2 protein-coding genes (1 of these 2 cut by a window edge) are annotated in these 17,005 nt (G+C 49.0%); both read right to left on the reverse strand.

Annotated elements, in window-relative coordinates:
* Positions 1-17,001 (reverse strand): non-ribosomal peptide synthase/polyketide synthase, encoded by a 17,001-nt coding sequence (locus NO352_RS11725; RefSeq protein ID WP_289355736.1) that lies wholly within the window; start codon positions 16,999-17,001, stop codon positions 1-3.
* Positions 17,001-17,005 carry the final stretch of a non-ribosomal peptide synthase/polyketide synthase gene (locus NO352_RS11730; RefSeq protein ID WP_289355737.1) on the reverse strand. Its footprint extends 14,719 nt past the window's final position, so 5 of the gene's 14,724 nt are visible here — the last part of the coding sequence; the start codon falls outside the window, past its right edge; the stop codon is at positions 17,001-17,003. Before NO352_RS11730 ends, NO352_RS11725 begins: the two co-directional genes overlap by 1 nt.

Genomic DNA, 17,005 nt, shown 5'->3' on the forward strand with positions numbered 1-17,005 from the left:
TCAGGAGCCGGAATGCTTCTTGATTGCGTCAAGGAAGCCGTCCAGTTCAGATTGATCCCAACCAAATTCGGCAAAATCAACGGCAGAATATGCATCAACAGGAGTTCCCGTACTCTGCAAAATAATCGTGCGAAGCGTTTCTGCAAACTCGGCCATCAGCCGTTCAATTGTCGCTCTTTCGTACAGATGTGCGTTATAGCACCATTCCACCTGAAGCTGGTCATCATGGAGATAGCAGTTTATATGGTGAGCAACATCGAGCTGTGTATGTTCCGACCAATCAGCCCCGATGGATTCCTGTGCAAGCCCAAAATAATCGGAGTTCCATGTCTGATCTGACGGCTTGATATAAGTAAAGCGAATTGACGGTTTCGCCTGCTCACGAAGCTGTCGTGCCATCTCTCGGTTCGGACTTGCATATTTCAGCAGTCCATACCCGATTCCATTATCAGGCACACGCCGCAGTTGCTCTTTGACAGCAGCCATTACTTCCTGAACAGATTGGCTATCTCCTAGCTCTAGACACCATGGAAATTGATAGCTGAAGCAGCCCACGCTGCGTGACAAGTCCAATTTGAACTTGTCAATGAATCGCTCTTCCTGCAATTCAACGAACAATGAACGCTGTGCCGTCCATGATGAGATGGTTACGGCTAGAGCAGCGAGCAGTATTTCCCGTGCTTCGACACGGAACGCCGCAGTTGCTTGGTGCAACAGATCTGCCGTCTCCTGCTCGGTCAGGGAAAGGTTCAGCTTGCTGCTCATTCCCATCGTGGTTACATCGGCCATCACATCCAGATCAACATGTCGGTCAACCGGAAGCATCGGCACCTCTTGCTGCGTCATGCATGTCCAGAATTCCGGCTCCGATGTCGCATTATCTGACAGAACTTGCGATTTCAGCTGCTCGGCCCATGATTTGAACGAGGCCGTCTTCAACGGCAGTTTAACAGTCCCATCTTTGCTCAATTGTTCATAAGCTGTCTGCAAATCTTGAAGCAGAATGTGCCACGAGCTGTGATCGATTGCCAAGTGATGAATGGCAATGAACAATCTAGCAGGAATTCCCGGTCCAAGGTCGAACAGCGCTGCGCGGATGATCGGCCCTTCGGTTATATGGAGACTCCGCTGCAGCCGTTCTGTCTCTCTCTTGATCGCCTCCTTCTGTGCAGCTGTTGACAGATCAAACAGGTCAATGAACTCCAATATATGCTCATCTGGCTCAGCTTCGTTTCTTTGCTCTACGATGCCATCTGTTATCACAAATCGCAGACGCAATGCATCATGATGAACAATGATGCTGTGGAATGCTTGTGACAGCAACGTGATATCAATCGATTCCGGCACTGTCAGCAGTCTGGACTGGTTCGCATGATGCGGGTTCGTCATTGCTAGTTCGAAGAACCATTGCTGGTGCGGTGTTAATGGAATGTCACCAACAACTGGACCTTGTTCGCTGCCCATCTGTACCGCCTCTGCCAAGAGAGCGATCGTCTGATGATCGAACAGATCCTTCGGTGTCAGCTTCAACCCGGCTTGGGTGCAGCGGAAAATAATCTGAATGCTCACAATCGAATCCCCGCCGAGCTCGAAGAAGTTGTCATGAATGCCAACCTGCTCAATACCGAGTACCTCTTCCCATATAGCTGTCAAGCTGCGCTCTACCTCATTGCGCGGCGCGACATACGAGCCCGCATTCAACATCTGTTCCCATGCAGGTGCAGGCAGCTGCTTGCGATCTACCTTGCCATTAGCCGTCAGAGGCAGGGCATCAAGTGTGACGAAAGCCAGCGGCACCATGTAATCAGGAAGCCGTTCCTGCAAGTAGCTGCGGACGGAATGGACTGCTCCGTCATGCTGGTCATCCTGTTGCTTCTGATGCAGCACGATGTATGCAACCAATCGTTTATCACCTGGACGATCCTCACGTACGATGACGGAAGCCTCTCGTACTGCTGCATGCTCCGCAATGGCCGCATGAATTTCACCCAGCTCTATGCGATAGCCGCGTATTTTCACCTGATCGTCATTGCGTCCAAGAAATTCAATATCACCGCTTGGCAAATGTCTGGCAAGATCGCCTGTTCGATACAGCCGTTCTCCTTGTACAAACGGACTGTCGATGAACCGCTCTGCCGTCAAATCGGGACGGTTCATATAACCGCGGGCAAGGCCCTCACCGCCAACATACATCTCCCCTGGCACTCCTTGCGGAACCGGACGCAGCTTGCGATCCAATATATATACCCGTGTATTGGCAATCGGTCGGCCGATGGATGGAGCGATCTCGCTAAGTGACTTGCTCGACTGCGTCGGAACTTGACAAGCCGCTGCAACAACCGTCGATTCCGATGGGCCGTAATGATTATACAAGGCAAACGGCAGCGTATCTGGCGGATATTGAGCAAGTCGATCACCACCTGTCAAGATGGCGCGCAACTTGCATTTATCCGGCCACTCAAGCGTCAGCATCGGCTCAGCGAGCGGCGTTGGAATGAAGGAGAGCGTGATCTCATTTGCGAGCAGCCAGTCGCGTAATGCGACCGGATTCAGTCTCGTCTCTTCATTTGCAATATAGATGCTGGCTCCAGCCGCAATATAAGGCCACAACTCCCAGACGGAAGCATCGAAAGCAACACCTGCCAGCATCGTTGCCCGATCGGCTGCCTGTACATCATACGTCTGTCGATGCCACCCGATCAGATTCATCAAGCCGCGGTGGGTAATCTCTACCCCTTTCGGCTGACCTGTCGATCCGGAAGTAAATATGACGTATGCCAGTTGATCCATGCCAGCCGCTGCAGGAAGCTGAACTTGAGCGCCAATAGCTGCTTCTACTGCTTCAAATCCTCCATCCGCCTCAGCACCTTCACCCACTACAGCCTGCAGTTCATCTTCTGCCACTACGATACGCCCAGCGAATGGAGGCAGCTGCTCACGTACCCGCTCTTGTGTCAGCAGCACTTTCACTTGCGCTTCGGCGAGCATATATGACAGACGTTCCTGCGGATAAGTCGAATCCAGTGGAAGATAAGCCCCACCAGCCTTCCAGATGCCAAGCATACCTGCTACCGATTCGATAGAACGCTCCATGCAGATAGCTACAATATCACCGCTTGCAACACCATTTTGAATGAAACTGTACGCTAATCGTTCAGCCATGCGGCTTAACTCGCCGTAAGTAACGGCTCGCTCCTCAGATACAATCGCAACAGCGTCCGGCTGTATCCGCACCTGCTCTGCAAACCATTCCGCAACAGTTTTGTCAAGCGGGAGCTCGGTACTAGTGCTGTTCCATTCCATCAATGTCTGCTTGCGCTCCTGTTCAGAGAGAAGCTGCAGATTGCCAATTTTCTGTGCTGGCCGATTCGCCATCTCTTCCAGCAGTGTTCCTAGATGTCGCAGCATGCTCTCTATGCTGGAAGCTGTAAACAGCTTCGGATCGAACAACACTTGCAACTGCAGCTCGTCGCCAGGTATCGCAACCAAGGTGATTGGATAGTTCGTCTGTTTGTACGCACGGGAGATTTGCAGCTGCAGCGCATCTGGATGATCTTGCTCCAGAACGTCTTGCACCGGATAGTTTTGGAATACAACAAGACTGTCGAATAACGGAATTCCGTTCGGCACATCGCTCCAGCCTTGCACTTGAACGAGCGGGCTATACTCGAACTGTCGAATGTCGACTATCTGCTTGTTCAACTGATTCAACCACTGCTGAACTGCTTGCTCTTCATCGATAGCTACACGCACTGGCAGCGTATTAATGAATAGACCGACCATAGATTCGACCCCTGCAAAATCAGCAGGCCGACCAGACACCGTTGTACCGTAAATAACTTCTTCCGCTCCACTGTATCTGCTCAACAGAATCGCCCATGCTGCCTGTACGATCGTATTGAGCGTCACTTTTTGCGTGCGCGCGATTTGATTCAGACGTGCCGACAGCATATTGGACAAACCAATGGTCTTCCAGTCTGCCGCTATCGAGGAACTGGACGACGAACGCTTCATCGGAAGCGGCGTAGGTTCACTTATCCCGCGAAGCATATCCTGCCAAAAGGCTTGGGCTTGATCCATATCCTGCTCTTGCAGCCAGGCGATATAGTCCCGAAACGGACGTACGTCATTCAGTTCTACAGCAGCATCCTTCATATATGAATCGTACATATGTACGACTTCGGATAGTATGATCGGAACGCTCCAGCCATCAATTAACAGATGATGATGACTCCATACGAGCGAATGGCGATCCGCTGCCTCTTTGAATAAGGTAATACGCATAAGCGGTGCCTGCGTCAAGTCGAACCCGCGATCAATGTCTTCCTGAAGGAACTGTGACAAGCGAACTGCTTGCTCCTCTGCCGCAAGATGCTGCCAATCCACTTCTACGAACGGCAACTCTACCGCGGCTAGCACGGCTTGATGCGGTTCAGACACCCCATTCACAACGAGTTGAGTTCGTAAGATGGAATGTCGATTAACTACCTCTTGCCAAGCGCGGCGGAACTGCATCACATCCAGATTTCCTTTGATCGAGAACGCCGTTTGTTCAAAATAGGTTGATGATTCTTCGGAGTATAACGTATGGAACAGCATTCCTTTTTGCATTGGAGACAGTGCATATAGATCTTCCAAATGAGTGATTCTGGCGATGATCGTATCCAATTGCTGTTGGTCGACCAAAGCCTGCGGAAAGTCGGACGGTGTAAGCACAGACAGTTCCGCAGCGCGAGGTATACACAATATTTCTCGCACAGACTGCACATAGCCAGCGGCCAATCGTTCCAATGTTTCCTTCTTATGAAGGTTCTCACTGTACATAAAGGTAAGTTGCAGCTTGCCACCCGATACCGCCGCATTAATTTCAATCGGATTCGATCTTGGAGATGACGGGCTTTGCATCGTTCCTGTTGACTCATGAGCGAGAGATAATGTTCCATCCTGCATCACTTGATCGAATTGTCCTAAATAGTTAAAGATAATGTGCGGCTCTGCCATGGCCGCCAGCCGTTCTCGTACGGCATCATCTTCACTCAGATAGCGAAGCAAACCGTATCCGATTCCATGCTTTGGAACTAGGCGAAGCTGTTCTTTTACTTTTTTGAGCGCATCCAATTGGGAATTTGTATGTTCGATATCGAGCTTAAGCGGGTACACAGCTGTGAACCAGCCGACCGTTCGTGACAGATCGATGTCTCCGACCAATTCCTCGCGTCCATGTCCTTCGAGATGAATAAGTACAGCTTCTTGCCCAGTCCAGCCTTTGACAGCAAGCGCCAATGCCGTCAACAATACATCGTTTACTTGCGTTTTGAACACCGTTGGCATGTCTTGCAACAGCATTCTCGTCTCTTGCTCATCGAGCGACACCTCAACCGATTGCACGGAAGCGAACGTATTCGCTGCTGCTACATCTTGTGCACTCAGCTCAAAATCAAGCGGTAGCTCAGCCGAACCTGACTGTTCGAGCCAGTAGGATAGTTCTTGCAACACTCCCGGCTGCTGGGCAAAGGACTGAAGTTCTGTAGACCAAGCAGTATATGAGGTTGTCTTGAGCGGCAGTGTTACAGGTTGATCCTGTATGAGTTGCGAGTAAGCAGCCTGCACATCTTCAAGGATAATTCTCCATGACACGCCATCCACGACCAGATGATGTGCAAACAATAGCAATTTTGCTGGTTGCGTCGCCCCTGTGTCGAACAGTACCGACTTGAAGAGTGGTCCTTCGGTCAAATTCAAGCTCGCTTGCAACTTGTCTGCATGCGCTCGTAGCGCATCACGCTGCTCGTCTGCTGACAGTGCGGACAAGTCGAATCTGTCAACTGTATACGCTGAACTCGCCTCTGCTATTTTCTGCACCCAGCCCGACCCTGTCCGCTCGTATTGTGCGCGCAGTACATCATGATGGTTCAACAAATGCACGAATGCCTGCTCCAGAGCAAAAATATTTACTGGTTGCGCTATCGTAAGCATGACTGCCTGATTCCAATGGTGAGGTTCCGTCATCGACTGCTCAAAGAACCATTGCTGAATTGGGGTAAGGGATACTTCACCCGTCACGATCCCCTGTTCAGCCTGTACAGGTGCAGCAAACTCGACGATAGTAGCTAATTCCGCTACCGTTTGATACTGGAACATTTGCCGCGGTGTCAGCTTTAAACCTGCCTGATTACTCCGAGCTACGATCTGAATACTAAGAATAGAGTCTCCACCTAATTCGAAGAAGTTATCATGAATGCCAACACGAGCAATTCCAAGCACCTGCTGCCAAATTCGACAGAGCTGTAACTCTGTTATATTGCGTGGTTCCGCATATTCAACCGCAGCTTCTATCGCCGACCAATCTGGAGCTGGGAGTGCTCTGCGATCTACTTTGCCTGCAGGTGTCATCGGCAGCTCGGATAATGCCACAATCATAGCTGGAACCATATAGATCGGCAGCTTCTCCTTCAACGCATTGCGCAATGAGTTGACATCAAGCTGTCTTCCAGCTTGTGGTACTGCATAAGCGACTAACCGTTGTTCACCTGGACGAGCTTCACAAGCGATGACAACAGCATCTTGCACATGTAGCTGCTGCCGCAGTGCAGCCTCTACTTCCCCAAGTTCGATGCGGAACCCTCGTATCTTCACTTGATAATCAGTACGGCCTAAAAACTCGATATTGCCATCTTCCTTATATCTAGCCAAATCTCCTGTACGATATAGAATCCCATCCAAGCCAAGCGGATGCTGTATGAAGCGTTCTGCTGTAAGTTCAGGCTTGTTTAAATAGCCGCGTGCCAAACCATTGCCACCAATGTAAAGTTCACCAGGAATCCCGATTGGAACAGGCCGCATGTACTCATCTAACAGATAGACTTGAGTATTGGCAATTGGCCTTCCGATCGGTATCTCGTCATAATGCGATCCTCCGTCAGCATCCAACGCAGGAATACTGAATATGGTAGACGTAATCGTCGCCTCACTAGGACCGTATGCATTAAACCAAGCGATGCGATCACCGACGATTCTTATCCAATCTGCCAGATGCTCTGGTGATGGGCGTTCACTGCCAACAATGACAGTACGCACACAATCAGGGGGCTTGTTTTCAGTCTGAACAAGATCGCGTACCCATTCATGCCAGTAGGCTGATGGAAGATTCAGTACAGTTAATTGATAATCATCTACAAACTTGCTAAATGCTTCAATTGTCATTAGCCGGTCGACAGCCATGACAACTGTGGCTCCACTCGTCCATGCAGAGAAAAATTCCTCTAACGCTACGTCAAAGCTAATCGTTGCAAACTGCAGCACACGATCCTCTGCACGAATCCCGAATACCTTGCTTACACTTAGATTATGGTTAATCAAAGAGCCGTGAGTAACGACAACACCTTTTGGTTCGCCCGTCGACCCAGACGTATAAATGACATAGGCAGCATTCTCCTGAGTCACGTTACTAGCATCGTCATCGATCGCAGTAGCAGGCTCTTGCATGATCGAGATCCAGTCAGAATCTAAGCAAACTGTTCTAGCCGCATGCTTCGGTAACTGTTCCAAAAGTTGTTGTTGCGTTAGCAAGAACTCGAGCTTTGAATGTTCCATCATATAGGCAATCCGCTCTTGCGGATAATCTGGATCGATCGGGACATACACGCCGCCTGCCTTGAAGACCGCAAGCAAAGCAATTGCAAATTCAACTGATCGGTTGGCACATATCCCCACCAACACTTCAGGAGCGACTCCCAGCTTACGTAAATAATGCGCCAGTTGATTGGAACGCTCATTCAGCTCTCGATAAGTTATGGTTTTGTTTTCTACAACAAGCGCAATCGCATCCGGTCTTTGTATTGCGAGTTGCTCGAACCGTTCATGACTACATAAATTAGGAATATTAGCTGCTGTCGCATTCCATTTTACAAGCACTTGCTCGAGCTCCTCATTCGTCAGTATCCTGATTTCGTCCACTGGTCGATCAGGATACGCTGCCATCTGTTCTAACAAGGTGCAGTAATGTACCATCATCCGTTCGATTCGCTCTGCTTGGAACAAAGCGGTGTTGTAATTGAAGGAAGCAAGCATTCCCTCTGGTACTTCTACCATTGTTAGTTCCAGATCAAACTTGGATTCTCCCAGTTCAACATTCATAGGTGTCGTAGACAACCCTGGTAATTCAATCGTGCTCATTTGCTTCGTCTGAAGATCAAAGATTACTTGAAATAATGGACTATGAGTCAAGCTACGTTCTGGCTGCATAACCTCTACCAATTGCTCGAAAGGCAAGTCTTGATGATCGAACGCCTCCAAAGTCGTCTCTCTCACTTGCTGCAGCATATCTCGAACTGTAGTACCTGCTGTGAAGTCCGCACGAATCGGCAGCATATTGACGAAGAATCCGATTAAGCTCTCAATCTCTGGGCGGTTCCGGTTCGCAACGGGAATGCCAATACATAAGCTGTCCTGCCCAGAATAACGATGAAGCAGAACTTGGAATGCAGTTAGCAAAGTCATGTACAATGTCGCGCCCTCTTCACGACTCAGCTTCTCAAGCTCCAGTACCACTTTACTTGGCAGAATGCAATTGACAAGCGCACCCGAGAACGTTTGTATCGGAGGTCTTGGATAATCGGCAGGCAGTTCCAGAATAGTCGGAATCCCTTCTAGTTTCTTAGTCCAATAAGATAATTGCACTTCACGATTCGTACCTTGCAGCCATTCACGCTGCCATAGCGCATAATCCGCATATTGGATTGACAGATCCGGGAGACTCACCGCTTCACCTGAACAGAAGCCTTCATAGTAAGTCCCAAGTTCCCTTACGAACACGCCAATTGACCAGCCGTCTGAAATAATATGGTGCATTACAAGCACAACAACATGATTATCAGGAGATAATTTCAATACAGTAACCCTTATCAAGCAGTCTGTCGTCAAGTCAAATGGCCGCTGTACCTCTTCCGCAGCTATTCGGAGCGCAGCTTTCTCGCGTTTGTCCTTCGAAACATCGCTCAGATCAACTATCGGTACGCTCACATGCACTTCTGGACTAATGACCTGCCGTGGACTGCCGTCCTTCGATACGAATGTTGTACGGAACGTTTCATGACGCTTCACGATCTGCTTCAAGCTAAGTTCAAAGGCTTCTATATGGAATTCTCCGCTCAAGCGCAGCACTGTATAAATGTTATAAAAGCGATTATCCGGCTCAAGCTGATCCAAGAACCACAATCGCTGCTGTGCATAGGATAACGGCAGGATGTCCGGCCTTGTAACAGGAACCATTGGTTGCGCAGCTTCTATTCCATGCTTGCGGGCAACTTCCACCTGTAAGGCAAACTGTTCTATCGTTGGATAGTTGAAAATGGCTCGCAGCGGCAAATCAACCTTGAACACTTCACGTATACGCGAAATAAGCTGTGTTGCCATTAAAGAATGTCCGCCGAGCATGAAAAAATCATCTGTAATACGTACATGGCTTACACCTAGTACACGCGACCAAAGCGATACAAGCAATTCTTGAACCACAGTCAATTGCTCTGGTTCAACTTCATTAGAAGTATAGTCTGGAACTGGCAATGCTCTGCGATCAACCTTACCATTGATCGTCAGTGGTAGTGTATCCAGTATGATGAATGCAGACGGGATCATATGCTCAGGCAAGTGCTCCTTGGCGAATTGACGCAACACATCCGGTGTGACGCTATCCCCTGCCAGCTCTGCTGCAACTAGATAAGCAACCAATCGTTTATTGCCCGGCTCATCTTCCCGCACAATCACGACAGCTTCTTGGATATCTGGATGTGTCAGCAGAATTACTTCGATCTCTCCTGGTTCTACGCGGAAGCCGCGTATTTTTACTTGATTGTCGATACGTCCGATAAATTCGATCTGGCCGTCCTCATTCATTCGGACCAAGTCGCCCGTACGGTAGCAGCGTTCTCCGGCACGGAATGGACTTGGAATGAAGCTCTTATTCGTCATGTCAGAACGTTTCCAATACCCTCTGGCAACTCCTTGACCGCCAACTAGTAATTCACCGGGCACGCCAATCGGCAGCAAGTTCAATTGGCTATCCACGACATAAGCGGTCGAGTTCGGAATAGGACTTCCGATCGGAACAACATCGGGATGTTCACAGGCAACTCGGTACATCGTCGAAAAGGTCGTATTTTCTGTTGGTCCATAAACATGCAGGAACGTCAGATTAGGGTTATCTTTGAGCAGTCGATTCACATGCTGTGGAGAGATGGTTTCCCCGCCCGCTAGCAAGGTGTCAAGTCCTTGGAAAATACCGCTATCCTGCGTGACATGCTGATGCAGAAGCGCAGTTGTCAAGAACATCGTGTTAATACGATAGTTTTCAATTTCCTGCTTCAACCGCTGGCCGTCGAGTATCACTTCATTATCTGTTAAATAGACCTGGCCACCATTAAGTAAAGCACCCCATATTTCAAACGTAGAAGCATCAAATACAACCGCTCCTGCCTGTAGAATACGTGAATTCTCATCGAGCCGTACATAGTTGATATTTTTAACAAGTCGAATAATATTGCGTTGCTCTACCATAACACCCTTAGGCCTTCCCGTTGAGCCAGATGTATACATCACGTACGCTAGATCGGCAGCATTGCCATAATAACCTACGTTCTCTGTCTCTGCTTGCTCAGTGGTCAACGACATTTCATCTATCGACAGTACCTCTCCGGTAAAGGAGAATGCCGGCAGCCCATCCCGCGTGGACACAATGAGCAAGCGCACGTCAGTATCTTCAAGCATGAACTCAATTCGCTCACGCGGATAAGTTGGATCGATCGGTACGTATGCTCCACCCGCTTTGAGTATTGCCAGCATCGCAATAATCATTTGCGGTGAACGTTCTGCCATAATCGGAATAAGCTCTTCCCTCTTAATTCCACGTTCTTTTAATACGTTGGCTAATGAGTTAGACAGCGCATCCAATTCGCGGTACGTGATAACTCTAGATTTCGAGATCACAGCATGGTCGTCTGGTCGCTTCGCTACCTGCTCTCTGAACAGCTCGTGTATCGGTTGATCAGGTATCTCAACAGTCGTATCATTGCATTCTACGATTAATTGCTTACGTTCTTGTTCGGTCAGAATATCCAATGTGCCAAGCAACTGCATCGGATTCGAAATCATGCCCTCCAATACGGCCTGCAAATGCCCGAGCAGTCGCTCCATTTCTGCCGGAGAGAAACGACTGCGTTCGTACAGAACCGACAACATCATTTCTTCACCAGGCACAGCAGCGATAGTTAACGGAATATCCGGGTTTTCATATGCCCGAATGTCTTCGATTTTCAAACTTTGCATACCTTGTTGTGCAGCCGTATCTGTTGGATAATTTTCAAAGACAACCAAGCTCTCGATTAGTGGTGTTCCTCGCGGAACATCACTCCAACCCTGAATATCGATTAATGAAGAGTGCTCATATTGACGGATGTCGCTTAAGTCCTGCTGCAAGCGCTCTAGCCAATCGACCAGCCGCAGCGACGGTGTAATCGTTGCTTTCATTGGCAGTGTATTAATGAATAGGCCGATCATAGAATCAGCACCTTGGATATCCGTCGGACGACCTGCGACGGTTACGCCAAACAGAACCTGATCATTCCCGCTATACTTACTTAGCAGATAAGCCCATGCTCCTTGAACAAGGATACCCATCGTCAGTTGATGACTGCGTGCTAATTGCTGCAACATATTCGTTACATCCGCGGACAACTTGATGGCATATCCCCCTGTGCCGTTTCCTTCTGTCTCACTCGGTTGCATAATAGCCAACTGTCCTGGAGGAACTCCTTGCAAATAATCTCGCCAGAATGCCTCAGCTTCATACTGGTTCTTCTGACGGGTCCATCGAATAAACTCCTTGTAGGGTTTCGGTCTATGGGATGCAAACCACTGGCCCTGCACGGCTGACTCATACGTTTGCAGCACCTCTCCCCACACCAATTGCAAACTCCAACCGTCGAGCAAAATGTGATGGAAGCTCCATACCATCTTATAACAATCATCACTTGACCGAATCATCGTAATCCGCATTAACGGAGCCGCAAGCAAATTATACTTACGATCACGATCTTCTTGCAGCAGTATATCTAGCTTCACTGCTTGCTCATGTGGCGGCACACCGCTCCAATCCTCCCAATAAATCGGAAGGCTCGCTCTCTCAATAACAGCCTGATGAGGCTCGTCCACTCCTTCCCACACGAATACAGTGCGGAATATATCATGCTTGTCAATCACTTGCTGCCAAGCATTCTCGAACAGAGCAGCCCGAACATGCCCCCGCAGCGTGAAGACCGATTGTTGACAATATGCATAAGCCTTTTCCTCAAGCAGCGATTCATACAACATTCCAGCCTGCAGCGAGGATAATGGATATATATCTTGCAATGTCTTTCCAGCCAATGCACCTTCTGATCCAACCAGCCGTTCAAGCTGATGCTGTGAGAGTATAGCCAGCGGGAAGTCAGATGGAGTGAACCATTTATCTGGTGTATGAAGCGCCGCTTGAATCAATGCTTGCAATTCTCGTTCGATCCACTCGGCAAACGCTGTGATGGTCGTTTTTTTGTGTAATTGTTGACAATAAGTAATATAGAGGTGAATCCGATCTTCGACTACCATAACATTGATGTCAAGTATATGTGGTCGGTGACCATGGTGGCTAAGCACCGAACCGGCAGACAATGTAGATAGATCGAACAAAGCAGAATCATCAACCGCTTGATAGAACCGGCCAAGATAATTGAAACTGATATCCGCAGGTTCCTGTTGTTGCAATTGGGCGTATGTCTCATCCTCGCTAAGGTAACGCAATAGTCCATAGCCGATGCCTTTATTCGGAATCGAACGCAGTTGTTCTTTGACCGCTTTGACTACAGCATCAGGTGGCGATGCCTCAACAACCGACAGATTCACCGGATACATGGTCGTAAACCAACCTACCGTACGTGATAAATCTACATCTTCCACGATTTCTTCACGCCCGTGTCCTTCCATATGCACAAGCAGTTCACGCTTTCCTGTCCAATTTCCCATTGCGAGCACGATGGCTGACAGCAGCAGCTCAGGCACATTAGCTCGAGCGATCCCCGGAACTTCATTCAGCAATGCTAATGAATCTGATTCAGATAATACAGCAGTATGAACTGTGGAATTTGCAACAGTGTTCACGGCAGCAAGATTCTCTTCACTTGCCATGTCGAGCGGAAGCTGTGCAGGCTTCTTGTTACTGCTCGCTATCCAGCTTGCCGCTTCTTCTCTAACGGCTTCCGAATGTGCGTAGTGCTGAAGCACCTCACCCCAACGCTTGTAAGAAGTTGTCTTGGCAGGCAGCTTGACAGGCTGATTATCACATAGCTGATTGCATAGCGTCTCCAAATCCTCAAGGAGAATTCTCCATGAAACACCGTCAACTGCCAAATGATGAATGATGATAAGGAGCAGTGGATCCGACTTCGAGCCTCGATTAAAATATGCAACACGGACGAGTGGCCCATCATGCAAGTTCAAGCTGGCCTGCAGCTCAACAGACGTCTGCTCAATCACCTGATTCTGCTCCACTACATCGAGAAAAGACACGTCGATATTGTGAATCTTAATTTCCTCAGCTGCCGCAAGCGTTGCTTCAGGTGGGCATTCTTCATTGCCGAATCGCATCCGCAACGCATCATGATGTGCCAGTAAATGCGTAAATGCCTGTTCAAGCATAAATGTCTCAATCGGTCGCTTTACAGTTAACATCATAGCTTGATTCCAATGATGGGCATCCGTGAACTGCTGCTTGAAGAACCAACGCTGAATTGGCAGTAATGGCACACAGCCTGTCACTTCTCCTTGCTCCGCATTCACCTCTGGCTTCGTGCCCACATATTCCGCCAACTCTGCAATCAGTCGATGCTCGAATATTTGCTTTGGTGTCAGTCGCAGACCCAATTGAGCTGCCTGAGTAACGACTTGAATACTAAGAATGGAATCCCCGCCGAGTTCAAAGAAATTATCGTAAATCCCGACTTGTTCAACACCGAGAACTTTCGCCCAAATATCACACAGCATCTGCTCCGTATCGTTCCGTGCAGGTACGTAATCCCGGTGTTCGTTGGCCGTCCAATCCGGCGCTGGCAGCGATCTGCGATCAACCTTACCATTAATCATAAGCGGGAAGGAATCCAGCAAGACGAAGGCGGCAGGAATCATATGCTCCGGCAGATCTCGCTTGAGATAATCTCGCAGTATATCCGGTGTTACAGCAGCATCTACTTGCTCCACGACTGTGTACGCAACCAAGCGCTTATCACCTTTCCCCGCTTGTACAGCAATAACCAATGCTTCCTTTACTTGCGGGTGAGAAACAAGTACATGCTCGATCTCGCCCGGCTCAATGCGAAAACCGCGAATTTTCACTTGTGAATCGATTCGCCCGATAAATTCGATAATTCCGTCTTCTCGATAACGAACCAGGTCTCCAGTTCTATAACAGCGCTCCTCTTGGCGGAACGGACTTTCGATAAATTTTTCTTCTGTCAAATCCGGCCGATTCCGATAACCTCGAGCTACCCCGTCCCCGCCGACAATCAATTCCCCCTTCATGCCAGGAGGCAGCAAGCGCAAGTGTCGATCAACAACATAAGCCGACGAATTCGCAATCGGACGACCGATTGGAATCGCTCCGGATTGTTCCGTTGTGAAGGAGAATGTCGTTGAGATCGTCGTGTTTTCAGTCGGTCCGTATGCATTGACGATAGTCAGTCCTGGATTCGACTGCAGCAAGCGATTCATATGCGGTACGGACAGCACGTCCCCGCCAGTCATTAACGTATGCAATCTATTGAATATACTGCTGTCCTGCTGTGACAACTGGTGCAGCAGCGGTGCAGTTATAAACATCGTATTGACATCATATTGCTCAATGGCCTGCTTCATTCGCCGACCATCAAGAATAGTGTCGTTATCCAATACAACCAATTGTCCGCCGTTCAGCAGCGCCCCCCATACTTCCAAGGTTGCGGCATCGAAGACAACAGCTCCGGTCTGCAACATGCATGTCTGTTCATCGAATTGCACATAGTTGCTATGCTTGACTAAACGAATCACATTGCGGTGCTCGATCATAACTCCCTTAGGGCGTCCGGTAGAGCCGGATGTATACATCACATAGGCCAAATTAGAAGGAGCTGCATCAAGCGCCAGATTATCTTCACCTTCACCTGCTTGCTCAAGCGAAGCAAGCACTTCATCCATGAAGACGACTTCACCGTCAAATGTGAAGGCAGGCAAACTATTTTTGCTTGTTGCAAGCAGCAGATTTGACTCGCAATCTTCGACAATTACCTCAATCCGCTCACTTGGGTAGGCAGGATCAATGGGCACATAGGCGCCCCCCGCTTTCAAAATAGCCAGCATGCCGATAACCATGTCCGGTGAACGATGTGTAATCATCGGGATCAATTGTTCGTTGCGAATTCCTAGTTCAACTAACTTCCTGGCTACCGCATTGGCACAACGATTCAGCTCCATATAGCTCCATGACATTCCTTCGCTGTAAAGCGCCGCATGTTCCGGCCTTGCTGCCACCTGCTCCTCGAACAGCTGATGAATGGTCTTCTCGCTCGGATAAGCGATAGAAGTATCATTCCATTGCTGCACAATCATCTGCTCTTCTTCAGCCGTAATAAACGGCAGATCCTTCAGCATAACTCCTTCACCAGACACGCTCATCGCTTCGAGCACAACCTGTAGCCGATGTAGCAGCCAGTGAACCTGCTTCTCGCTGAAGCGGCTCACATCGTACAACATGCGAAGCAATATTTCTTTGCCTGGCAGAACGACTACAGTTAACGGCAAGTCAGGCTGCTCTAGAGCATCTTGATCACTTACGGACAGCCTGTCATTGACATCCCATGTTTTGCTGTCCGTCTGAATGTTCTCGAATACGAACAAGCTATCGAACAGCGGCGTACCGCGCGGCACGTCACTCCAGCCTTGAACTTGCAGCAGCGGGCTGTATTCATACAGCCGCAGCTCGGCCTGCCGTGCTTGGGCCTGGCGAAGCCACGGCCCAAGTACAGCATCACTACTAACATTTACTCGTACAGGAAGTGTGTTAATGAATAGTCCAACCATCGCTTCTACACCTGGCAGATTGGCTGGTCGTCCGGACACGGTTGTCCCGTACAGCACATCTTCTTCTCCACTGCAACTACTAAGCAATAACGCCCAAGCACTTTGGAACAGCGTATTGGGGGTGATACGACATTTGCGTGCAAATCGATTCAAGATATCAGTCGTGTTACGCGACAAACGCAGTGATGCTTGCGCATATCCAGCCTCTGTTCCGCGCTCAATGTCTGCTGGCAGCGCAGTCGGCGCAGTAAAGCCTTGCAGGTTGCTGCGCCAAAATTGCTCAACTTTGCCCATATCTTGCGCTTCCAGCCATTCACTATAATCGCCATATGGACGCACTTCAGGCAACTGCGGTTGTATCCCCTGATCCACCGCATTATAGAAGCTGAACAGATCTTGTATTACAAGCGGTATCGACCAACCGTCAAGCAAGAGATGATGGAAGGTCCACAATACACGGTGCGAATCGTTTTTCAATCGGACAAGCGTCACACGCATTAGCGGCGCAACCTTCAGATCAAAAGCTGCTTCACGATCTGCTGCCAGCAGTCTCGCAAACAGCTCCTCCTGTTCTTCCAAGGAAGCCTCGCCCCAATTATGTTCAATCATTGGAACTTTCACGTTGGCTTGCACAACTTGATAAGGTTCCTCGACATTCTCCCAGACGAGCGAAGTTCGCAAAACAGGATGACGGCCCAGAACTAGCTGCCAAGCTTCTACGAAAGCGGGTCTATTCAATTCCCCATGCAGAGAGAATTGGACTTGCGTAATGTAGGCCTGTGATCCCTCATCATACAGACTATGGAAAAACATGCCCTGCTGCATGGGAGATAATCTATAAATATCCTCAATCAATACTCCCATTATT

This window comes from Paenibacillus sp. S-12 (genome assembly GCF_030363895.1).
Lineage (GTDB): Bacteria > Bacillota > Bacilli > Paenibacillales > Paenibacillaceae > Paenibacillus_B > Paenibacillus_B alvei.

Bases quoted from the DNA above. Each gene is read 5' to 3' on its own strand.
- NO352_RS11725 (WP_289355736.1), bottom strand. From the start codon at position 17,001: ATGGGAGTATTGATTGAGGATATTTATAGATTATCTCCCATGCAGCAG.